Source organism: Shewanella sp. BC20 (genome assembly GCF_003129585.1).
GTDB lineage: Bacteria > Pseudomonadota > Gammaproteobacteria > Enterobacterales > Shewanellaceae > Shewanella > Shewanella seohaensis.
Genome location: NZ_NHRI01000001.1, coordinates 374,578 through 397,009, shown reverse-complemented (window position 1 = coordinate 397,009; position 22,432 = coordinate 374,578). Strand labels below are relative to the sequence as shown.

Below are 22,432 nucleotides of genomic sequence, written 5' to 3'. Positions count from 1 at the left end.
TATGCATGGAGTCACTGCGGCTTTCGCGCTAAAGCCGCAGTGTTATGGATACAAAGACGATGAATATCAGTACTATGCAAAATATCATGCCAAGTCCCGCTTTATCTTCTGCGCCTGCAAGTGTTGTGGGTTTTAGCCAATTAGTGTGTGTGGAGCGCTGGAACGAAACCGCCGATGTGGTGAGTTTTCGCTTTCAAGCCGGTGAGCCGATGAAGTTTGATTATAAGCCGGGGCAATTTATGACCTTAGTGCTAGAGATCAACGGTGAGCAGGCTTGCCGCAGTTACACCTTGTCCTCAACCCCTTCGCGGCCTTATTCCTTAATGTTAACCATTAAGCGAGTCGATGGCGGACTGGTGTCGAATTACTTGATTGATCATTTACAGCCGGGGCAGACGGTACGCGTCTTACCGCCAACGGGGCAGTTTAATCTGTTTGATATTTCTGCCAAAAAATACCTATTTTTGAGTGCAGGCTGTGGGATCACTCCCATGTATTCGATGTCGCGTTATTTAACCGACAGCCAAATGAATGCCGACATTGCTTTTGTACATAGTGCTCGCACCCAGGCCGATATTATTTTTAAAACGTCATTAGAGACCATGGCTACGCGCCATCGAGATTTTAAGCTGCGTTACCTTGTGGAGGATGTCACCGCTGACACGGCTTGGCATCCCGAGGCGGTATTGCATGATATCGGCCGTTTAAGTGCCAATAATCTTCGAGATTTAGTCCCCGATTTTGCCGAACGAACCGTGTTTTTGTGCGGGCCAGAGCCTTATATGCAGGCGGTCAAAACGATTCTTGCTGAGCTTAACTTCGATATGACTCAGTTGTATCACGAGAGTTTTGCCACAGCGGTAAAAGAGGCGCAAAGCCGCGTAAAACAGGCAGAAATGCAGACTGAGGCTCCTGTGAGTGGCGGTAACAGCTTTATGTTATCCATTGGCGATAAAAAGCGGGCTTTAACGGCCGAGCAAACCTTGCTTGAAGGGATTGAAGCCGAAGGCTTGCCGATTATTGCAGCCTGCCGTTCGGGCGTATGCGGTGCGTGCAAATGCCAAGTGCTCGAAGGGGAGACCGAGTCCACAAGTAGCATGACCTTAACACCTAGCGAAATCGAAGCCGGATATGTGTTAGCTTGCTCGACTAAACTCAAGTCGGATGTGACACTGTCTTTGACTTGATATTTGCATGCAAAGGGGGGATTGGTCGATACAAAACATCGGTGATTAAAAAAACTCGCGCGGAAATATTTTTGCGCCTTAGTTGCGATTATGTCTGCGAGAACGTAAGGTTAAAGACGAGGGCGGAGTAACGCCCAGTCCCATCGTCTGGCTGGAGTCTCTCAATGACAACGACAACCACATATGCCGCAAAAATTGAAGATCGCAGCCTAGGCCATTTGCTTTACGCCTTAATGTCAGGCTTCCCGCTGTTACTGCTGCCGGTGTTGTTGAGTCTATTTATCAACTTGTCTCAACGGCATATGCAAGGTAATGCCTTGCTGGCATCACATTTACGCTGGCAACGTCATTCCAATGTGATATTTCTCGGCCTGTTGGTGTTGGGCTATTGCCTGCCCATCACTTGGCTCAGTCTTTCGATTTATCTCTTTGGTATCATTTGGTTTTGCCATCGGATTATTAAAGGCTGGTTAAGTCTGTTGGATGGTTTAGATGTCTAAAACTTGTGCTAGAGTCTCTTCATCTTAGGGTGATTAGAGACTCTTATGACGAGTTATCAAATTCTCTGTATTCTCTGTGCGTTAGCCTTAGTCACGTCTGTGGCATCCTCGCGTTTGCATAAACTGCAAGAAACCGTCGCCATTACCGCATTGGCGTTGGGCATGAGCCTGTTACTCTTGCTGGGCGGTAAAGCGCTTGGCGGCCATGTTTATGGTTACTTTGTTGCGGGGCTGGAGAAGCTCGACTTTCAGGCTCTGTTACTCAACGGCATGTTGGGTTTTCTCTTGTTTGCTGGGGCATTACAGATCCGCTTAAAAATCTTAAGGCATCAGAAATGGGAAATTCTCATCCTTGCCTTTGTCAGTACCTTGCTCTCGACTTTTATCGTCGGTGGTTTGCTTTACTACATTGCTCCCATGCTGGGATTGCCCTTGGCCTTAAGCCATTGTTGGCTCTTTGGCGCCTTGATTTCACCTACCGATCCAATTGCCGTGTTAGCCATTCTGAAGAAGATGGGCGCGCCCGAAGATATTGCCATTCAGGTAGAAGGGGAGTCGCTCTTTAACGATGGTATAGGGTTGGTGATTTTTGTGGCCATCTCCCATCTGGCCTTTTCAACTGAGCCGCTGACCTTCTCGCAAATCTCGCTATTGTTTGCCCAAGAGGCGCTCGGGGGCGTCGTTTATGGCGCAGTACTAGGTGTATTGCTGCACCATTTCTTTCGCTACTGTGAGGAAGAAACCCAGCTGATGTTGGTCACTTTACTGATCCCGACGGCGGGTTATGTCATCGCCGAAGTGTTAGGTGTGTCGGGGCCGCTGGCGATGGTGAGTGCGGGGATTATTATCGGTAACTACAGCGTGCCTAAGTATTTTGTGCGCCATGAGCGGGTAAAACTCTACACTTTTTGGTCGCTGATTGAATCCTTCTTCAATGCGCTGCTATTCCTCTTGCTCGGATTATTACTCCTGCTCGTCACCTTTAAGGCGCCATTATGGTGGTTTATGTTAGTGGCTATTCCATTGGTGTTAACGGCGCGGGCGGTGAGTGTATTGCTGCCCTATATCGGGTTTAGATTGGTTAAGTCTTACAATCCCTATGCCGAGTCGATACTCATTTGGGGCGGGCTCAGGGGCGGTTTAGCCTTAGCTATGGCGATGAGTTTACCCGAGGGTGTGATTATCGATTCTCAAAGTGGTGCCGAGCTGCGAGAGCTTGTGCTCGTGATGACCTATGCCGTGGTGGTGTTTTCAATCCTAGTGCAGGGCTCGAGTATGACGGGGTTGATTCGTCGCAGTAACGCGGTGGCAACAGAGGCTAATCATCAGATTGTATCTGAGCGGACCTAGACCTGCTGGGGTTAAGCTTGAGGGTAAAACCCAACCCCTAAATTCACTGTCCTAAATCTACAGTCTTAAATCCTAAGCCCTAAACAATACAGCCACGATATTCGTGGCTGTATATTCTTCAGTACCCTGATACACGCAAATTAGCGATATAACTCCCTTACGACCTCGCTCATCAGCGCCAATGAGTCATGTGCTTTATCTTCTTCGAGGGAGCAATTCAGCACTAGGCCATCGGCTTTCAGCTGTTTAATCCCTTGAGTTTGCAGTGGCAGCGCATCTTCGCTGATGGCATAACAAGGGTTAATCACTATGGGGAGATGACTGTTGGCCTTAATTTGGATGAGGCTTGCTAAATCCAAGGTGGGTAAGTTGGCATTGTTATAGGTACGAATGCCAGAGTCACATAGGATAAGCTGTTGGTTACCTTGGCTTAAAATCGTCTCCGTGGCCGCCATAAACTCCTCATAACTTGCCATATCGTTACGTTCGAGGAATAGCGGAATCGGCAAGGTGCCTGCCTGAGTCAGCAAGGATTGATTAAACATTTGTTTGCCCGTTAAGAACAGCATGTCGGCATGACCAGTCGCCAATGGCATATCCGTCGCCTGTTCGATGGCGATGACACAAAGCAAATCATACTGATGCAAGGTTTGGCGCAGCTTAGGGATGATGGCTTCGGACGAGGCGAGTGAGTGACATCCGTCTAAAATCACCGCTTGGAAACCCGCTTCTTTTAGCTGTTTCACTCTGCGCTCAAAGGCGGATAAGGCGGCCTGTGACGACTCTTGCTGCAGCAGGCTTTTGCTCAGCGTGATCTTGGCAATCGCACCAATATGGCCAGCGCCAATGGTAAAGGGGCCGCAGTGAATTTCACTCGCCTGCGCCTTGTACGCCCTACTGAAGCGATAGGGCGACGGGTCAAGGCTCACCGTGCTTATCACCTCAGCTTTTGAGGTGTTCGGCTCAATGAGTAATTGGCTATTACTGAGTTGTGTCGGTTTGACGGTTTCGCAGGGGTAACAACCTAATACTTTGATAAAGCGCGTGATCCTCTCGAGCTGCTTGAGTCCTTGCTGCATGGCTTCGCTGGAGATATTGGCATCGATATCCAGATAGAACATTTCTTCCCACGGCGTACCAGGAATGGGGCGAGATTCGAGTTTGCTCATATTGAGCTGATGCGCTTTAAGTACCAATAGGGCTTCAACCAACGCCCCCGCCTTTTGGCCAGTGGCCATGATCAGGGTTGTTTTAGCGGGCAATTGCTCGGGTACGGCTACGGCTTTTCGAGCCACCACGATAAAGCGGCTCTGGTTAATCTTTTGATTGGCAAGGCCTGACTCAATCGACTCGAGTTGGTACAGCGCGCCACCTTCGGTGCTACCAATCGCAGCGGCGCTATTGTTGGCAGATTGATTGACCTTCTCCATCGCTTCGGCGCTGCTTGAGCAATATTCCAGTCTTAAGTCCTTGTGCTGGCTAAGATAACGGCTGCACTGACTGATTGGCTGCGGATGAGCATAGACGGTTTTGATATCGCTCAGTTTGCTGCCCGGTTTGCCCAACAGGCAATGGCTGACTTCGATAGTCGTCTCGCCTACGATGGACAGACTCGTATGTTGCAGCACGTCATACACTTCGTTGATAGAGCCGGACGAAGTGTTTTCAATCGGCAAAAAGCCATAGTCGGCGTGGCCTGACTCAACGGCTTGGACAATCTCATCGAAACTTTGGCAGCCTAAGTCGAGCATCTCAACTTGACGACGTTGGCAATAGCGAGAGGCGGCTAAGTAAGAGTAGGAGCCGCGGGCGCCAAGGTAAGCAATACAGTACTGCTGTTTTTGGGTTTCTGGATTAGCACGGCCGTGGAGATAAGCCTGTTGATTAAGGACTGAGTCTTCGATAATGCTTTGATACAGTGAGATCACGTAATGGGCATCTAAGCCTTTTTCTCGACCAGCTGCGACTAATCTTGCCAGCAGTTCTTTTTCCCTTTGGGTGTCGCGAATGGGTCTCACATCCACTTCTTTACTGCGGGCCACTTCAAGGCTTAGGCGTCGACGTTCGGCGAGTAACGAGAGAAGCTCATTGTCGAGGTGAGTAATTTGTTCTCGCGTTTGATTTAAAGGCTGTGGTTTTTGCATTCTGACCTCATTTGCCACCGTATTATCGAGCGTTTAAGACGAAAAAGCCTCCCAGTGGGAGGCTTTGGATTTTTACTTTCGTTTTTACACAGTAAATCCGCCTCCTAGAGTGGGGGTGTAAAAAAGAAAGTAAAAAAAGCTGCGGTATTTGTTTTCATAGGAAGTAAAACTAAAGGGCGAGGGCGTGGCTGTCAATCAAAAATTATTCAATCGCGATTTTCTTTCCTCTTCGCGTTACTAGGCTGCAATTATTCCTCAGCCAATCGTCATTTAGCCTTCGAGCCAAATAAAAAAGGCGAAGAAATTCTTCGCCTTTTCAGTGTTGTTAGCGATTATTCGCCTAATTCTACGCCTGCGCGATTGATCAGGAACTGACTTAAAATTGGCACAGGGCGGCCCGTTGAACCTTTATTCGCGCCGCTGTTCCAGGCCGTACCGGCTACGTCTAAGTGAGCCCAGTTGTACTTCTTGGCGAAACGAGACAGGAAACAAGCCGCAGTAATCGCGCCCGCTGGACGACCACCTAAGTTGGTCATATCGGCAAATGGGCTATCGAGCATATCTTGGTACTCATCCCACAGTGGCATGCGCCATGCGCGGTCACCACTCTGCTCACCAGCATTGAGCAGCTCGTGTGCCAGAGGGTTGTGTGAGGAGAACAGACCAGAGGCATGCTTACCTAAGGCAATCACACAGGCGCCTGTCAGAGTTGCCGTGTCGATAACCAGCTCTGGGTCGAAACGCTCAACATAGGTTAATACGTCACACAGTACCAGACGGCCTTCGGCGTCGGTGTTGAGGACCTCAACGGTCTGCCCCGACATTGTGGTTAAAATGTCACCTGGGCGGTAAGCATTGCCCGATGGCATGTTTTCACAGCCAGCGAGAATACCAACGACGTTGACTGGCAGCTTCATCTCACAAATGGCTTTCATGGTGCCGATAACACCTGCTGCGCCGCCCATGTCGTATTTCATTTCGTCCATGGCTTCGCCTGGCTTTAGTGAAATACCACCAGAGTCGAAGGTTAAACCTTTACCAATCAATACGATAGGTTTCTCAGTGCTGTCAACTGCACCCTTGTATTCCATCACAGTCATAATGGATTCATTGGCACTGGCGCGGCCGACGGCAAGGTAAGAGTTCATGCCGAGTTTTGCCATTTGCTCTTCGCCCACAGTCGTGACATGCAGGTTTTCGTGAACTTCGGCCAATTGGCGAGCTTGAGAGGCTAAATAGGCTGGATTACAGATATTTGGCGGCATGTTAGCCACATCGCGACATAAATGCATACCGGCAGAAACGGCCATGCCGTGCTCAATCGCACGCTCACCTAAGGTCAGTTCGCGGCGAGTTGGGACGTTAAACACTAACTTGCGTAGCGGACGACGGGTCTCGCCTTTACGGGTTTTGAGCGCATCGAAGCTATATAAACTGCTATTGGTCGTTTCAACCGCTTGGCGAACTTTCCAATAGGTATCGCGACCTTTTACGTGTAACTCGGTCAAGAAGCACACGGCTTCCATTGAACCTGTTTCATTTAAGGTGTTGATGGTTTTAGTGATGATCTGCTTGTACTGGCGTTCGTCTAGTTCTCGTTCTTTGCCGCAACCGACTAACAGCACTCGTTCACTCAATACGTTAGGAACGTGGTGCAGTAATAACATTTGGCCTGGCTTACCTTCTAAATCGCCGCGACGCAGTAGATTACTGATATAACCTTCGCTAATCTTGTCTAATTGCTCGGCGATGCCGGATAGACGGCGGGGTTCATAAACACCGACAACGATGCAGGCTGAGCGTTGTTTTTCGGGGCTACCGCTCTTTACGCTAAACTCCATGAGCACTCCTAGATTCTTAAAGACAAATTTTTATATTTATTGGATAATGTCTGCTTGTCCCGAAAAGGGCCTAAGTTATTACTCCAAAGGTGATTTATTCTCGGCACTTGAGTCACGTTTTTGTGAAAAATCCGTGACATTTATTGTTTGCCAGGAACCCCTGAAGCTGGTCAGAAAACTATCAAAAGTAAACAGTTTACATGAAAGTTAGTCTGTTACCAGCAAAAAGATAAGTTTAGAGACCGGATCCTACCTGTGATTGTATTTAGATACCTTATTCGAGAAGTTTTAAAGGCGCAAATTGCAGTACTTTTCGTACTGTTAACTATTTTTATTAGCCAGCATTTCGTGCGCATATTGGCCGACGCCTCAGACGGTGAATTTCCTGCTTCTCTTATCGCTACCTTGATAGGCCTCAACTTACCCTATCTTGTTGTTCTCGTTTTACCTTTAAGTTTGTTCCTTGGGATCCTCATGGCCCACGGCCGCATGTATGCCGAGAATGAAATGGTCATTCTCCACGGTGTTGGCGTAAGTGAATGGTATGTTACCCGAGTAACTTTGATCCTCGCCGTGATCAACATGTTGTTTACTGGCTATTTATCCCTCTATGTTGCGCCTTGGGCCGAGGAGCAACAAAACCAAGTGCTCGAGAAAGCTCAATCCGAGGCGGGCCTTGCCGCATTAGTGCAGGGGCGTTTTCAGGCGAGCCCTAACGGCCGTGCAGTGCTGTTTGTTGAGCGTATCGGCAAGGATAACGATCTGGATAAAGTGTTTGTGGCCCAGTTGCCTGACCCAAATGACGAAATTGGTTTAACCAACGTGGTCGTGGCTAAAGGCGGACGGGTACTGGAAGATCAGAACGGCTCGCAGCAGTTACAGCTTAATGATGGGGTGCGCTATCAGGGCAGCCCGCAACAGAAAGACTACCAAATGATTGAATTTGGTGGTTATAAGATGCAAATCAAAGAGCAACAGGTCGATGAGCGTCGTCGTAAACTCTCAGCCTTACCGCTGACGGAATTGATGAAAGTTGAAGGGCCAGAAGCCGTGGCCGAGTTCCATTGGCGTTTAGCGATCCCGCTGGCGATTCCTATCATGACACTTATTGCCGTGCCGCTGGCGCGAGTCAATGTGCGCCAAGGTAAGTTTGCCAAAATGCTCCCTGCGGTACTGTTATATCTTGGCTACTTTGGCTTGATGGTCGCGGGACGTAAAGCATTGCAAGATGGTGTTATTCCACAGTATTTAGGCATGTGGTGGATCCATTTGTCGGCACTCATTATGGGGATTTTACTCCTCGGTAAAGACAGACCCTTATTTGCTCGTTTATCGACGGCAATGGCGCGTAAAAAGGTGACTGCATGAAGATTTTAGACCTTTATATCGCCAGAGTTTTATTAAGCACTTCGGCGCTGTGTTTGCTGGTGCTGACGGGCTTGTCGGGCATCATCAAGTGGGTTGATCAGCTGCGCTTAGTCGGTCGTGGTTCTTACTCTATGATGGATGCGGGCATTTATGTGTTATTTCTCGTGCCTCGCGATATTGAAATGTTTTTCCCGATGGCGGTGCTGTTAGGCGCGCTGATCGGCATGGGGATGCTGGCCTCGAACTCTGAGCTGGTGGTAATGCAAGCCTCGGGGATGTCGCGGTTGCAAATCACCTTATCTGCGATGAAAACAGCAGTGCCATTGATGTTGATGGTGATGGCATTGGGAGAATGGGGCGCGCCTGTGGCCGAGCAAAAGGCCAATGAACTCCAAGCCATTAAACTCTCCGGCGGCAGTTTGATTAAATCCCACCGAGGCATTTGGGCAAAGGATGGTGATTTGTTCGTTAATATTGGCGAAGTCGCCGATATTGATAAGCTGAATAATATTACTTTGTATAAGTTTAACAGTGAGTTAAAGCTTACGAATGTTGTGCATGCCAAGAGTGCCTTGTTCAGTAAGGACAGCTGGCATCTTATGGATGTAAAGCGTACCGACCTAAGCTACGACGAAGTGAAGCTCGAACACTTAGATGAAGATATTTGGCGCTCAAGTCTCACGCCAGACAAGCTTAGCGTAGTATCGGTCAAGCCCGAGGCCTTATCGATTCGCGGCTTAATGGGTTACTTAGATTACCTTAAAAATAACAGCCAAGATCCAAGCCGTTACGAATTAGCCCTGTGGCGCAAGGTGATGCAACCTGTGACGGTCGGGGTGATGATGCTGGTGGCCTTATCCTTTGTGTTTGGGCCGCTGCGGACCGTGACTATGGGGGCGCGGGTGTTGCTCGGCGTGGTTGCAGGGTTTAGCTTCTATATCAGTAACGAGATCTTTGGCCCCATGAGTATGGTATATGAATTGCCGGCCTACGTGGGGGCCATTGCGCCGAGTCTGTTGTTTACAGGCATTGCCTTCTACTTTATCCGGCGGTGATAAAACGCGGATAATAAAAAACGACGCCATATGGCGTCGTTTTTTATTGGGGCAAGTTAGCTTAATCACGGTTGTGAGGCTTAGGTGCCAGGTTTAAGCGCCACTCTTTATGCACCATGCCAATTGCGCATTTGGTTGGCTTCCTTGGATAACACAACCACTTCTGAGCGAGTCATCATATCCTGTAGTGCGAGTTTATCGTCGTTGATCAGCACCCACAGATTACCAATGCCGAGTAATGACCAGACGATGCGAGCATAGGCGGTGATAAGGCTTAGGTTTTGGCCATTAGGATGCTGGATCTTAAGGCGCCAAGCGCGCATTCCGAGGGTTTGACCGCCCTTACTCCAAAAGAGCGCATAAAAAGTACCAACGCAGAGCACTAACCAGAGTTGATAAATCCCATGGTAAATCGGTGTGCCATTGAGGGCGTCGGACACATGTTCAAAGCCATTCATGCTAATCAGGCCGGAGGCTGTGAGTCCGAAGAAAATACCAAAGCCGATGGCGCCAGCAAACATATACACGGCTACTGCGAGCAGCAGGTCATAGATTATTGCCCCTAAGCGGCGGAAGAATCCTGCACGGGGGAAGTTAGCATGTTCAGCATTTAACATCTGCAATCCTAATTCTAAATGGATAAATGACGATAAGGCTTAAGCCTCGGGTTCTTCATCGCGTACAAAGTGGATATTGCTAAACCCAAAGCGCGCAAATTCGACCTTGCGATAGTCTTTTTCGGCCTTGGCTCCTTTGCGTGAGGTCATGGCAATTTGTTGTTCCATCGCAAGAAACTTGGTTAAGTCTATGCCTTCGGCTTCGGCCACGGCTTCGTATAAATCGCGGTGTTTATCATAACTAAAGGCGATGGTTTTCGTCTCACCTTTGAAGGTGTAAGTCACTTGACGCGCCATGGTTCTCTCCTGAAAAAGTCCTGAAATAAGTCTGGAATTAGTTAAATTCGCTTCTAAAAATAAAATACACCGCCCCGAGAATACACAGGCCCGCCCAGAGATAGTCGAGTTTGAGCGGTTCCTTCATGTAAAAATAGGCGAAGGGCACAAACAAGCTTAAGGTGATGATTTCTTGTAGGATTTTTAATTGGCCGACATTCATCACTGTGTAGCCGATGCGGTTAGCGGGCACTTGCAGTAGGTATTCAAATAAGGCGATGCCCCAACTGACTAAGGCGGCAATAATCCAAGGCTTTGAGCCTAAGGATTTTAAATGCCCATACCATGCAAAGGTCATAAAAATATTGCTAAGACAGAGTAAACCAATAGTCGTTAGGGTGGGGTTCATCATTCTTCTCGATGATTAAGCTTATAAATCATATACATTGCATCGTCGGTATAGCTGCCAAGGCATTTCTCAATGGCTTTAGGTTTAAAGCCCATTTTACGCCAGTAGCTATCGGCACCTTGTACCGCGACCAGAGAGAGGGAGCTTAAGTTAAAGCGATCCGCGAGTTGCTTTAAGCGCATTAGGGCTTTGGAGCCTGCGCCTAAACCTTGGGCCTTTACCGAGATGGCAATATCGTGCAGATACAAGGTATCAGCCTTAGGTAACTGAGTGATGGGTTCATACAGTGCGGGAGGCATATTGGTGGTCCAAGGGTGGGCGAGGCAATAGCCCACTACCGCCTCATTCACCTCAAACACAAAACAGGATTGAGGTGAAACGTGCCACTTGCTTTGCAATACATGCAGGGGTTCAGGATCCAGTTGGGAGTAACATTCTTCCTGGATCTGTAAAATAGCATCCCAATCCTCTGGGGTGATTGCACGCAGTAACATGGTCGACCTTTTTCCGTCCAAAACAGTGTGAATAAATAAGTTGGGGATTATATACCCAAATCGCAGCAAAAGCTTTGAAACTCGCCAGTGCTGCGATTATCTATGCTGCTTACGGCGTTTACCCCAAATAACGTTGCTTCAAATGTTTGGCTAGATATTGGCTATTGAGCGGCTCTCCTGTGGCTTGAATGATGAGTTCATCCGTTGTCAGTAATGAGCCTTTGGACCAAATATGTTGACCAAGCCAGTCAAATACTTGGGATAACTGCCCGTTATCGATAAGGTTTTCAATCGGACCTAAGCTTCGCTCCAGCGCAAAACGGCATTGGGCGGCATACATGGCGCCTAAGGTATAACTTGGGAAATATCCCAATTCACCTACAGCCCAATGGATATCCTGCATACAACCATCGCGATAGTTTCCATCGGTATTGATCCCGAGCAGTTGTTGCATCTGGCTTGACCAAAAATCGGGGAGATCATCCACACTCAGGCTACCGTCGACAAAGGCTTTTTCGGCTTCAAAGCGCAATAGAATGTGGCAAGGGTAAGTGACTTCATCGGCATCGACACGGATAAGCCCGGGATTGACGCGGGTATAGTGTCTTGCCAAGTCTTGGGCGCTAAACTCGCAGCCCAAATACTGTTTAATCAGTGGTTGTAATTGGCGTAAAAACGCGGGATTGGCACCGAGCTGCATTTCACAAAATAAGCTTTGACTCTCATGGACGCCCATGGAACGAGCCAATCCGGCGGGCTGGCCGCGCCATTGTTTCGGTAAGCCCTGTTCATAACGGGCGTGGCCAGTTTCATGCACTATGCCCATGATAGCGCTGCTAAAATCGGCTTCATTATAACGTGTCGTGATGCGTACATCGCTTGGCACTCCACCACAAAATGGGTGGCTGCTGATATCGAGCCTGCCATGGTTAAAATCAAACCCTAAATAGGCCATCACCGCTTGGCCTAGGTCTTGCTGTGCCTTGATTTCGAAGGGGCCGTTAAGGTTAAGCTTGGGTTCACTGGCTTGTTTTGCCAGCACATCTTGGATAAGACTGGGTAACCACGTTTTTAAGTCGCCAAAGGTCTGCTCAAGCTTTGCCGTGGTCATGCCGGGCTCAAATTTATCGAGCAGGGCATCATAGGGAGAGCTGTTAAGCGCCTGCGCGCGAATTAAGGCTTCTTCCCTCGCGAGGGAAATCACCGCTTTTAGATTCGGTTTAAAACCTTGCCAATCATTGTTTTTGCGTTGCTCGCGCCAGGCATTCTCACACTGGTAGGCCATTTTCGTTTTGGCCTGTACTAGCTCACCCGGCACTAAGGTCGCCTGTTGATACTGATATTGCATTTCCCTCAGATTGGCCTGTTGTTCTGGGCTCAGCGCCTCTTGCGAGGCTTCTGCGAGGTTATCGCCAAGCTCTGGCGCCGTTTTAAGGCTGTGGATATGTAACGCCAGCTCTGCCATCGCATCGCCACGCTCGCTGCCGCCACCGAGGGGCATCATGGCGGCCTGATCCCAATCACCAAGCGCACTAAAATGTTCAAAATGTGAAATTTTCTGGAAATGGGCCGTGAGTTTATCGTAACTTGGCGTAGGTTCTTTGGTGTTCATAGCGGTATCCATAGACTCAATCTTAAGGTGCTGTCGTTATCTATTAGCACGAAAAAATAACAATAACAGGATGATAATATCATGCAGCCAAAATCACATCACACTAAAACCCTTAAAGCCATGACCATGGCGCTGTTGGTCGGTTTATCTAGCGCCGCCCATGCTGGAGCCGAGAGCTTTGCGCCGGGAACGGCTATCCCCGAATTTGGCCAAGTGGCTAAGGTCGAAAGCACTCTTGCTATCCCAGCTGGGATGACGTTTAAGGTAGCATTCGATATGAGCAAGGCGGCCGATGTCGGCCAAGTGAATCGTCAGCTCGACAGCCTTGCCCGTTTTATTAATATGCACGTGGCGGCTGGCGTGAAAGAAAGCGATATTGAGCTAGCGATGGTGGTGCATGGCAGTGCCGTTGGCGATTTAGCCGATGATAGCTTTTATGCCAAGCAGCACAACGGGGCGCAAAACCCCAATAAAGCCTTAGTGAAAACCTTAGTGGCCCATGGGGTGAAGTTTTATATCTGTGGTCAGAGCGCCGCTTATTTTGACTTACACAACGCCTCTTTGTTACCGGGCGTCGATATGGCCCTGTCTGCAATGACGGCCCATGCGATTCTGGCGCAGCAAGGATTTAGTCAAAATCCGTTTTAGGGCAAATTTTTTGTTTGGAAACTAGGCTCGCCTTGCTATTCTGTCACTCGTAAGTTGATAATTACAGTGAAGTAAATGGAATGCTGTATCGTTCAAGGAGATGACTATGTGGGCGTTTTTAGTTGAACAGCCTAACCTACCTTACACTATTGCCTTCGCCTGCGTGCTTGTCCTTGGTGTGTTTGAAGCCTTAGCCCTAGTGATAGGGTTAAGCATGATGAGTGCGCTCGACCAATGGGTGCCCGCCGATGTGGATTATGATGCCGATATTGGTGGTTCTGGCCTGACGGGGATTGCGGGCTGGCTGTGTCTGAATCGATTACCCTTACTTATCTGGTTTGTGCTGGCACTGACCAGCTTTGCGATAGTCGGTTATATTGCAAATTACCTGAGCCTGCTATTCACGGGCGTCTTGTTACCGCAACTCTTCACCTTACCTATTGCTGTGGTTGGCAGTGCGTTTGCCTGTCGATATCTCGGGCGAGTGTTGGCCGATTTACTCCCTAAGAATGAGTCCACCGCCATATCCCTTGATGATTTAAGTGGTTATGTCGGTACTATCACCTTAGGCTGCGCCATGAAGGGCATGCCTTCGGAAGCCGTGGTGCGGGATAAACATCAACAAAAACATTATGTATTAGTCGAACCCGAAACCTCGGGTATCGAGTTTGCCAGTGGCACGCAAGTGGTGCTGCTAAAACGAGAAGGAAGAGTCTGGTCTGCGACTCGCTTTGATAATTAATTTTCCAAAGCCATTAACGAAAAAGGAAAGCAAATGGATGTGTTAAACGATGTAACCAGTTCGAGCAACTTCGTGTTGTTAGTTGCCGGAATGGTATTGGTTGGCCTGATTGTGATTGGTCTGATTTTTGCCAAATTATATAAACGTGCGACGAAGGAAATGGCCTTTGTACGTACGGGTTTTGGTGGTGAAAAAATTATTAAGGACGGCGGCGCAATCGTCTTACCCGTGCTGCATGAAACCATAGCCGTAAATATGAATACCCTGCGTATCGAAGTGGAAAAAACCCAAAAAGATGCGCTGATCACTAAGGATAGAATGCGTGTCGATGTGAAGGCCGACTTCTATCTGCGTGTGGCGCCCAATGCCGAAGGCATTTCAATGGCGGCACAAACCTTAGGTACCCGTACCACGCGCGTGGAAGAGCTGAAAAAGCTGATGGAATCTAAGTTTGTTGACGTGTTACGTGCGGTCGCGGCGGAAATGACAATGACTGAAATGCACGAGCAGCGCGCCGATTTTGTGCAGCGGGTACAGAATAACGTTGCCAACGATCTCGAAAAAAACGGGTTAGAACTCGAATCCGTTTCGTTGACGGGTTTTGACCAGACTGATCTGCAATTCTTCAATGAAAATAACGCATTCGACGCCGAAGGTCGTGCACGTTTAGCTAAGATTATTGAAGAAAAACGTAAAGAGACCAACGATATCCAGCAGGAAAACCGCATCAAGATCGAGCAGCGTAACCTAGAGGCGGAAAAAGAATCGCTGGAGATTGAAAAGTCGGAAGAAGAAGCGCGTCTTATTCAGCAGCAGTCGCTTGAATTTAAACGTGCCGAGCAAAAAGCGGAAATTATTAAGCAAAAAGAAAACAAGTCCCGTGAAGAACGCGAGGCTGAAATTGCTAAAGAGCGCGCAATCGAAACTGCGGAAATCGAAAAAACTAAAGATATCGAAACCCGCGAGATTGAAAAGCGCAAATCTATCGAACAGGCCCGTATTCAACAGCAACGTGATATCGAAGTTGCCGAGCAGGAAAAACACATCGCGGTAGCCGCGAAGTCGGAAGAAGAGTCTGCCGCCCGTGCCCGCGCCGCCGAAGCGGAAAAAACCAAGGTAGAGAAAGAAGAAGCGGTTATTACGGTGCGTCAAGTGGCTGAGGCGAATCGTCGTAAAGAGATTGAAGTGATCGACGCTCGCAAAGAAGCGGAGCGCGATGCGGTAGGCGTGACAGTACAAGCCGAAGCGGAAAAACGTGCCGCCGAAGACAGATCGAGCGCAATTCTGATTGAAGCCCGTGCCAGTGCCGATGCCAAAAAACTGCAAGCCGAGGCCGACGAGAAGGTCTATGCCGTTGAAGCTGCGGGTAAACAAGCCCTATACGAAGCCGAAAACGTGCTGCGTGATGAGCAGATTGCGCTGCAAAAATCCCTCGCTATCTTAAAAGCACTGCCTGAGATTGTCGCGCAGGCGGTTAAACCGCTGGAAAACATCGAAGGTATTAAAATTCTTCAAGGTTATGGCGTTGGTAATCAACTGGCATCGGGAGCCGATGGCGCAGTCGCACATCAAGGCGGTATCGCCGAGCAAGTCACCAGCGCCGCGTTAAACTACCGCGCCAATGCGCCAGTGGTGGATGCCATGCTGCGAGAGTTAGGCTTAGTGCAATCTGAGTCTGGCACCTTAAATGACCTACTCAATGGTAATAATGCCTTAACCACCGAAGCCTTAAATGTCGTGAAGTCGACCAATAGCGGATTAAATGGTTATAGCCAGCAACATACAGTGATAGAGCCAAAGATAAGTAATTGATATTAATGGTTTAGATTAAAGCGCCTGCGGGCGCTTTTTTTATGCCTGAAACCGCTGAGCCAATTTGTAGTATTCCACTATTACCCTAAATTTAATGGTCGGAGTAGAGTGAAATCCGATGTTGCGTTTTCCCTTATCGAATAAAAGGAGTTTCTCATGGCCAATATTTTGATCATCGCCGGTGATTTTGTTGAAGATTATGAGCTAATGGTACCGTTCCAAGCCCTGCAAATGGTGGGTCACAGCGTAACGGTTGTCTGCCCTGATAAAGTGGCGGGACAAACCATTAAAACGGCAATTCATGACTTTGAAGGCGACCAAACCTATACCGAAAAACCAGGGCACTTATTTGCCCTAAATGGCAACTTCACTGGTACCAACGCCAGTGATTTTGATGCGTTGCTACTTCCCGGTGGTCGTGCACCTGAGTATTTACGCCTGAACCCTGCGGTGATTGCCTTGGTGGCGGAATTTGCCGCCCAAGATAAACCCATTGCCGCCATTTGCCATGGCGCGCAGCTACTGACGGCGGCCGATGTGGTACGCGGTAAGAAAGTGTCTGCCTATCCGGCTTGTGCGCCCGAAGTGAAACAAGCGGGCGCCGAGTACTGTGATATTGAGGTGACTGCGGCAATCACCGATGGCAAGTTAGTCACAGCGCCCGCATGGCCTGCGCATCCTGCATGGTTGGCGCAGTTTAACAAGTTACTGAATTAACGATATTCATCTAGCGTTATTTATGGCATAACAGTTCGGGTAGAGGCTTAAGTTAAGTATTCACTTGGGACTTAAGCATGACGCAATGGCTGGAGCTAAGCGCAATAGCTGCTTGGGGAGTAATATTGTGTGTGAAATCTATTCCGGTGCCGAACCCGAACTGTTTGAACTCAAAACCCGCTCCATTCGAATCGATGGCGTCGTGACGAGCGTGCGGCTTGAGGCGATTTTTTGGCAGATTATTGAAGAGATTGCCGAAGATGCCGAGCTGAGTGTGGCGGTGTTTTTAACCCGTATTTACCGTGAAGTGTTAACTCGGCAGGGCGAAGTGGCTAACTTTGCCTCTTTGCTGCGGGTTGCTTGCACCACCCATCTGAATCAGGGGCAGCGTTTGGTGTTAAAACCTAAGGTTGCGCTAAACGCGGCATCCTCTTAACTATCCATTTCATCTTTTCTATTTGAAAAAGACAAAGCTTGCCGCGTTATTGCAGAGCCATTTTCTGGTGAGCACTTGGAAACATGCGCTTATATCGGTTTAGCTGGCAAAGGCTTGGGTGTATTTCTGGATAATCTGTTCCACTTTTCCATCGGCTTTTAGCTGTGCTATCGCGTGATTGAGTGCTGGCAGTAGATCGGCATGCTCCTTACGTAGCCTTAACACCAATACGCCATCGGAATGCACCGTGGCCAATCCAACGGGGATCTTAAGCTTGTTCGACCAATATAAGGCGGGATAGTTACCTGCGATAATGGCCGTGATGCGGTGTTTATCCAATGCCTTAATCAGCTCTTGCTCCGAGGTAAAATCGACACGGATAAACTCTTTGTCGTCGTGGTACAAATATCCCCTGACGGTACCGATTTGTTTGCCTTTAATTTCAGCGACTTCCTTAAAGGATTCGACATTCTCGGGTCTGGTCACTACGTATTCTGTGATGGGCATAATGGGATCGGATTTAACGAACGAGGGGCCAAAGTCTTGATCCGCAAACCAACTTGGGCTGACCACATCAAAGTCTAACTGGCCGGTTTCAAGGGCGTTGTTCGTCCGTTTCGGTGGCAAGGACAGGTTTTCGCCCTCGATATTGGCTAAGGATAAAATCAGTGGGATTAACTCAGACACCATGCCAGGGGCTTCGGGTTGGTTAGCAATAAAATAGGGATACCAAGAATAGGAGCCAGTGATGTTGTATTTGAGTAATTGGGCAAAGGAGGGAGTCGTAAATAATAGAAGTAATAACACGGCGTGCGCTCGCCAACGATAGAGAATACTTCCTTTACCCATCTTGTCCTTCACTCCTTGGTTGAACGAGCTTCGCGGTGACTGCGCTACATCTTACCTAGCCATTGTGAAAAATTTGTTATCCGTAGCGCAGTTTCCCTATTCAAGCAGCTTTTTGGGCTTAAGCCAAGAGTAGGCACAAGGCGGGCAGCTGATTGTGCGGGTAAATTTGGTAGGTTTTATGGTGCTTGATCAGGCTGGTCTTTTTATTGCCTTGGCTTATCAGCAAACCATGGGAGAGGGCGATTTGAGTCAACAGCTGCTCATCGGCGCGAACATACAAGTTGATCGGCTTGATGAGCTGATTATCTTGGATGTGTTGAGTAAACTCTTTTACATCAATTACTAAGCTTGATTGGCCATCGGCGTCCAGCTTGAGTTTGGTGTTAATTTCGGTGTCAGTAAACACTAGCCATTCGAGCTGTGTTAACTCGGCAATCATAGCGTTTAATGCTGTACCTAACTCCACGTGCGAGTTTTCAACGCTCTGATATTGATGAACAATTCTTTCCAATAACCGCTTAAGTTCGGCGCCTGCACCTTGGCTGCGCGCCATACGGATCCATGCCGTGAGATCGTCGGCCACCAGTTTCGAGAAACGCTTTTCCTTGAGCGCTTCAACCATCCAGTTACACAGAAAATGACTCTCCTGCGCGGCAGTTCGTTGGGCTTTTTTAGCTTGGGCTGAGGCGGTTAAATCGGCTAGACCCGCGCGGGCGAGTTCGAGTACGGCTTGGTTATAGGTTTGAGAATTCATTGTGGCTCCGCCGCGGGCTAAAGGATTGATCTAATGGAACGTGTCGTATCGATTGCGGCCAAGCTAGTTTAGCAAAGCAGCCGCTAAATCGATAACGATTCTTAGCGGCTGCTTTGATGAGGGATGGATTATTCTGGTGCTCCGACGAGGCTGGCGGCGGTCAGAATCAACTTAGGTGCGGGTCTCACCTTATAGTTGGGATTCACATATTGGAAATGGATTAATCCTTGAGTGTCAGCGATATAAATTGCCGGAACAGGCAGAACTAAACGTTTATCGCCTTCGAGCGTTGTCCACAGTGGGTTTTCCAGTTTTAAGCGACTCAGATAAGTATCAGTGACTTGTTTGCTGGTGTAAAAGGCAAGACCAAAGGCTTGCGATGCCTGCATTTTTTCATCGGAAAGTAGCTGGTATTTAAGCTCGTTTTTAGCGGCCGATGCCTTTAACTGTGCGGGCGTATCAGGGGAAATCCCCACCAGTTGAAAGCCCATGTCGATAAGTTTAGGTTCGATGGCTTTTAGCTGTCCCATTTGGTTGTTGCAAAACGGGCACCAGCCGCCACGGTAAAAGAAGAAAATGGTTGGTTTTTGTGCGGTTAATTTTGCTAAATCAACGCGTTGGCCATTCATATCTTGTAAGGTAATTGCGGGAATTTGTTCGCCATTGAGCAGTGGGCTAACCGAATATTCATCCTTAGCGATAGGTTGAGCTAGCGTGCTAAAACTGCCAAGCAGTAGGCTGGTGGTCAGTAAAAAGCGCTGTAGTAGGGACGGCATAAGTAATCTCTCTTTGTTATGGGTTATTCTATCAACTCAAGCGATTGGCTCTGGTTTGTACGCTTGTTGGGGCGTGAATGGGGAAGACTGTTATAAGAAAGGCGAATGCAGCAATTTATTGCAGTGTGTATCCAGATTTCGTGGAGTTTTTAAAGCAATGATGCTTAATCACCCAAGAGCTCGTTTTAGTCTCATATGAGTCAATGGTGTGAGCCGATAACGTGGGCAATAGAGTGAGCTAATCGAGTCTGCTAATTAACTGAGTGAAGGTGGGGCGCCAAACGCGAAAGTGATAGTATTGCCACAGCCTTGAAAGGCTGAAGTGATATTTGGTAATTTATTCAATAGGAAAGCCGTAAATGGATAAGGGATTATTTAACGCATTAAAGAAAGTCTATGTTAAAAAGTCGTATCGCAAAGACGAGCATGGTTACCAACAAAGAATCGATAATGGCGATGTGTTTGATGTCGATACGGGAACCTATATCTACTCCTATCAAGGCCTATCTGATGCCGAAATCGCATTGATTGAACAGAGTGGCTATCCGGTAAACGACAGGGTTAACCTGAGCCATGATGATGTGGTGCTCGGCTATAAAGCGATACTAAAGCAGCCGAATCTTTCCCTCGAAAATGTACTGGCGGCCTATTTATGTGGTTTTTCAAGCCTCCCTCGCGGTCGTCAACCCATTCTCAGTTATTTGTTTGCTAAGGCGCTACCGGAACATTCGATGGCAACCGATAGTGACATTTGTCCTGTGTGTTCCATCAAGCGCGTTAACTGGATTGAGCAGGGGCAAAAAATCTTTTCCTGTTACGCTGGCAGTGTGTGGAACGAGCGCTGGGCGCACAACCTCATAGAATTACAAGAATTTTGTACGCTATCGCCTTGTAAACCCAGTACAGAGGATGTGGCCATCTTCAGTGCGTTAATTGAAGCTATCCGTCAGGCTCCTTTAGATGAAACACCCGGAAAACTCGAGCAAAGGGTGAAGAAAGCCAAGATTATCCCCAATTTTAATCAGTACAGTTTCCGTGGCCAACTGATGGTGTTAGCGGAGCTTGGCATCATGCCAAATCCCTATGTTGCGCCGCTTTATGAGGCATTTACGCCATTTGAAGCGATCTGCAATATCAAATATCCGGGCAGTATTCGCTCCGACATCATCTTACCGCTTGCGGGCTGGCGCGGCGAAACTCCCATTGATGAGCAAAGACTTAAACAGTTATTTGGTGGTTTTTTAGAATAAGTGATTGGCCTCAGTTACGTGGGTTAAGTATTGAGTCAATGAGGCTGTAGAGAACTTGCTGATTGAGTTTGTCACAGAGTTCGGACTGAGATAAGCCATCTTTAGAGCGAGTCACTCATATAGCCTATGGCTTGTAGAACATTAATTCGACTCAATAAAAAAGCGTCCCTTGGGACGCTTTTTTGCTTTTTATGACTAGACACCTTGGTGAGGTTTAGTTGCCTATGTCAGTTGTTTATTTCAGCTTTTTTGCCTTGCTTGGGGCTTGGCCAACTTTCATTTTCACGCGGCGGCCCTGCATGCTTTTTTCGGCGATGATCTGCTCGCTCACGTTGTCGAGTCGCTGTTGTTTCTTGGCAAAACTGCGACGGGTTTGTAGCTGCTTTAACAGCAAGTCACGGCTACCAACTTCGTATCCAGGAACGGTAATACGACGAATTTTTTGGCCGATAAGCTTTTCAATATCCGCTAAGGTACGCTCTTCTTCACGGCTCACAAATGAAATTGCAACCCCAGATTTACCCGCGCGGCCGGTACGGCCAATACGGTGCACATAGTCTTCGGCGAGGAAGGGTAAGTCGAAGTTGACCACATACTCAAGGCTTGGAATGTCTAAGCCACGGGCGGCGACTTCGGTCGCGACTAAGACGCGTACCTTACCAGACATAAACTCACGCAGTGCGCGGCGACGGCTACCTTGCGCCTTTTCACCGTGGACGACTTCAGAGGGAATGCCGTCTAAATTTAATTCTTTCACTAAGGTGTCGGCCGCATCGCGCGTCGCGGTAAAGACCAACACTTGTTGCCAGTTTTTCTTACCAATCAGTTCGGATAAGAGTTCGCGCTTACGGCGCTGCTCAACCGGATACACCACTTGGCTTACGGTATCTGCGGTGGTGTTTTGCTTATCGGCGCTGATGACTTGAGGCTTGACCATCATGTCGTTGGCCAGTTTTTTCACCGCACTCGAGAAAGTAGCCGAGAACAATAGGTTTTGACGTTTCTTATTCACCGCTTGGAGGATTTTTTGAATATCCGCATTAAAGCCCATGTCTAACATACGGTCGGCTTCATCGAGCACTAAAAAGTCGATGCTAGAGAGACTTAAATTACAGGCGGTAAGGTGCTCGAGCAAACGCCCTGGCGTCGCGACAATAATATCGGCACCGCGTTTAAGTTTTTGCGCCTGAGTCTCAACCTTTACACCGCCGTAAATGGTTAACACGCTGAAATTTAAATAGTTGCTGTAGGCTTCAACGTTGTCGGCGACCTGAGCTGCGAGCTCGCGAGTCGGCGTTAAGATTAATACCCGCGCGTTCGATTTTAAGGTCTCGCTGGGATTTTCTGCCATCTTTTGCAGAATAGGTAATGCGAATGCCGCCGTTTTACCTGTGCCCGTTTGTGCGCTGGCGAGCACATCCTGTCCGCGGCGGATGGCGGGGATCGCTTGCTGCTGAATAGGTGTCATTTTTTGATAACCGCAATCTGAGATAGCGCGTAAAATCTCGGGGCAAAAACTAAAAGATTCAAATCTCATTTTGGATTCCTGTTGTTCACTTATTCAATCACTCAAACGCCTTGACTCGAATGCAACC

Annotated in this window: 22 protein-coding genes and 1 other annotated feature; of the genes, 11 read left to right on the top strand and 11 right to left on the bottom strand. The window is 48.3% G+C overall.

Going from position 1 to position 22,432, the window contains the following annotated elements; translation table 11 throughout:
- Positions 1-74: 74 nt before the first annotated feature.
- The 3 genes from CBX96_RS01660 (at position 75) to CBX96_RS01650 (ending at position 3,037) form a co-directional block, all read left to right on the top strand.
- On the top strand, positions 75-1,187 hold the full coding sequence (locus tag CBX96_RS01660) for a hybrid-cluster NAD(P)-dependent oxidoreductase (RefSeq protein WP_109285588.1): 1,113 nt from the start codon (positions 75-77) through the stop codon (positions 1,185-1,187).
- Positions 1,188-1,351: 164 nt separating this feature from the next.
- Complete coding sequence (locus CBX96_RS01655) at positions 1,352-1,687, top strand: hypothetical protein (protein ID WP_109285491.1); 336 nt, start codon at positions 1,352-1,354, stop codon at positions 1,685-1,687.
- 45 nt (positions 1,688-1,732) lie between these two features.
- Positions 1,733-3,037, top strand: coding sequence for a sodium:proton antiporter (locus CBX96_RS01650; RefSeq protein ID WP_109285490.1), 1,305 nt, complete (start codon positions 1,733-1,735; stop codon positions 3,035-3,037).
- 140 nt (positions 3,038-3,177) lie between these two features.
- Here CBX96_RS01650 and CBX96_RS01645 read toward each other — a convergent pair whose 3' ends face one another.
- Both CBX96_RS01645 and pepA read right to left on the bottom strand, forming a co-directional pair.
- Positions 3,178-5,181, bottom strand: a complete 2,004-nt coding sequence (locus tag CBX96_RS01645; RefSeq protein WP_109285489.1) for a chorismate mutase — start codon at positions 5,179-5,181, stop codon at positions 3,178-3,180.
- A 37-nt stretch (positions 5,182-5,218) separates the two neighbouring features.
- Positions 5,219-5,337 (bottom strand) — a sequence feature (Phe leader region).
- 176 nt (positions 5,338-5,513) lie between these two features.
- Positions 5,514-7,022, bottom strand: coding sequence for a leucyl aminopeptidase (gene pepA / locus CBX96_RS01640; protein ID WP_109285488.1), 1,509 nt, complete (start codon positions 7,020-7,022; stop codon positions 5,514-5,516).
- Positions 7,023-7,277: 255 nt separating this feature from the next.
- Here pepA and lptF point away from each other — a divergent pair, with 255 nt between their 5' ends.
- On the top strand, positions 7,278-8,390 hold the full coding sequence (gene lptF, locus CBX96_RS01635; RefSeq protein WP_109285487.1) for an LPS export ABC transporter permease LptF: 1,113 nt from the start codon (positions 7,278-7,280) through the stop codon (positions 8,388-8,390).
- Entirely contained in the window at positions 8,387-9,445 is a 1,059-nt protein-coding gene (lptG, locus tag CBX96_RS01630) for an LPS export ABC transporter permease LptG (RefSeq protein ID WP_086903315.1), read from the top strand. The genes lptF and lptG overlap by 4 nt, the downstream gene beginning before the upstream one ends.
- A gap of 107 nt (positions 9,446-9,552) precedes the next feature.
- Here the strand turns inward: lptG and CBX96_RS01625 are convergent, their stop codons facing one another.
- From CBX96_RS01625 to CBX96_RS01605, 5 genes are all read right to left on the bottom strand, one after another.
- Entirely contained in the window at positions 9,553-10,062 is a 510-nt protein-coding gene (locus CBX96_RS01625) for an RDD family protein (RefSeq protein ID WP_109285486.1), read from the bottom strand.
- 39 nt (positions 10,063-10,101) lie between these two features.
- Entirely contained in the window at positions 10,102-10,359 is a 258-nt protein-coding gene (locus tag CBX96_RS01620; protein WP_011626864.1) for a DUF2960 domain-containing protein, read from the bottom strand.
- Between the two features lie 37 nt (positions 10,360-10,396).
- Positions 10,397-10,747, bottom strand: a complete 351-nt coding sequence (locus tag CBX96_RS01615) for a DMT family protein (protein ID WP_109285485.1) — start codon at positions 10,745-10,747, stop codon at positions 10,397-10,399.
- A complete protein-coding gene (locus CBX96_RS01610; protein ID WP_011623571.1) occupies positions 10,747-11,241 on the bottom strand; it encodes a GNAT family N-acetyltransferase in 495 nt (164 codons plus the stop codon). The genes CBX96_RS01615 and CBX96_RS01610 overlap by 1 nt, the downstream gene beginning before the upstream one ends.
- Before the next feature lie 118 nt (positions 11,242-11,359).
- The gene (locus CBX96_RS01605; RefSeq protein WP_109285484.1) at positions 11,360-12,853 is read right to left on the bottom strand and encodes a carboxypeptidase M32; all 1,494 of its coding nucleotides are present in this window, start codon (positions 12,851-12,853) and stop codon (positions 11,360-11,362) included.
- 81 nt (positions 12,854-12,934) lie between these two features.
- Between CBX96_RS01605 and CBX96_RS01600 the strand changes: the two genes are divergently transcribed.
- The 5 genes from CBX96_RS01600 to CBX96_RS01580 all read left to right on the top strand — a co-directional run bounded on the left by CBX96_RS01600 (position 12,935) and on the right by CBX96_RS01580 (position 17,208).
- Positions 12,935-13,501 carry a DsrE family protein gene (locus CBX96_RS01600; RefSeq protein WP_109285483.1) on the top strand — a complete coding sequence of 189 codons (567 nt, stop codon included), beginning with the start codon at positions 12,935-12,937 and terminating at the stop codon, positions 13,499-13,501.
- Between the two features lie 106 nt (positions 13,502-13,607).
- Complete coding sequence (locus tag CBX96_RS01595; RefSeq protein WP_109285482.1) at positions 13,608-14,243, top strand: YqiJ family protein; 636 nt, start codon at positions 13,608-13,610, stop codon at positions 14,241-14,243.
- 33 nt (positions 14,244-14,276) lie between these two features.
- Positions 14,277-16,055 carry a flotillin family protein gene (locus CBX96_RS01590; RefSeq protein WP_109285481.1) on the top strand — a complete coding sequence of 593 codons (1,779 nt, stop codon included), beginning with the start codon at positions 14,277-14,279 and terminating at the stop codon, positions 16,053-16,055.
- A gap of 156 nt (positions 16,056-16,211) precedes the next feature.
- A complete protein-coding gene (locus CBX96_RS01585; RefSeq protein ID WP_109285480.1) occupies positions 16,212-16,772 on the top strand; it encodes a DJ-1/PfpI family protein in 561 nt (186 codons plus the stop codon).
- 127 nt (positions 16,773-16,899) lie between these two features.
- The gene (locus CBX96_RS01580; RefSeq protein WP_086903349.1) at positions 16,900-17,208 is read left to right on the top strand and encodes a ribbon-helix-helix domain-containing protein; all 309 of its coding nucleotides are present in this window, start codon (positions 16,900-16,902) and stop codon (positions 17,206-17,208) included.
- A gap of 99 nt (positions 17,209-17,307) precedes the next feature.
- On the opposite strand, the gene CBX96_RS01575 is transcribed toward CBX96_RS01580, so the two are convergent.
- The 3 genes from CBX96_RS01575 to CBX96_RS01565 all read right to left on the bottom strand — a co-directional run bounded on the left by CBX96_RS01575 (position 17,308) and on the right by CBX96_RS01565 (position 19,587).
- A complete protein-coding gene (locus CBX96_RS01575) occupies positions 17,308-18,057 on the bottom strand; it encodes an ABC transporter substrate-binding protein (protein WP_109285479.1) in 750 nt (249 codons plus the stop codon).
- A 118-nt stretch (positions 18,058-18,175) separates the two neighbouring features.
- The gene (locus CBX96_RS01570; RefSeq protein WP_109285478.1) at positions 18,176-18,811 is read right to left on the bottom strand and encodes a DUF2913 family protein; all 636 of its coding nucleotides are present in this window, start codon (positions 18,809-18,811) and stop codon (positions 18,176-18,178) included.
- A 128-nt stretch (positions 18,812-18,939) separates the two neighbouring features.
- On the bottom strand, positions 18,940-19,587 hold the full coding sequence (locus CBX96_RS01565) for a peroxiredoxin-like family protein (RefSeq protein ID WP_109285477.1): 648 nt from the start codon (positions 19,585-19,587) through the stop codon (positions 18,940-18,942).
- Between the two features lie 359 nt (positions 19,588-19,946).
- Here CBX96_RS01565 and CBX96_RS01560 point away from each other — a divergent pair, with 359 nt between their 5' ends.
- The gene (locus CBX96_RS01560) at positions 19,947-20,837 is read left to right on the top strand and encodes a hypothetical protein (protein WP_109285476.1); all 891 of its coding nucleotides are present in this window, start codon (positions 19,947-19,949) and stop codon (positions 20,835-20,837) included.
- Between the two features lie 235 nt (positions 20,838-21,072).
- On the opposite strand, the gene CBX96_RS01555 is transcribed toward CBX96_RS01560, so the two are convergent.
- A complete protein-coding gene (locus tag CBX96_RS01555) occupies positions 21,073-22,374 on the bottom strand; it encodes a DEAD/DEAH box helicase (RefSeq protein WP_109285475.1) in 1,302 nt (433 codons plus the stop codon).
- Between the last annotated feature and the right edge of the window lie 58 nt (positions 22,375-22,432).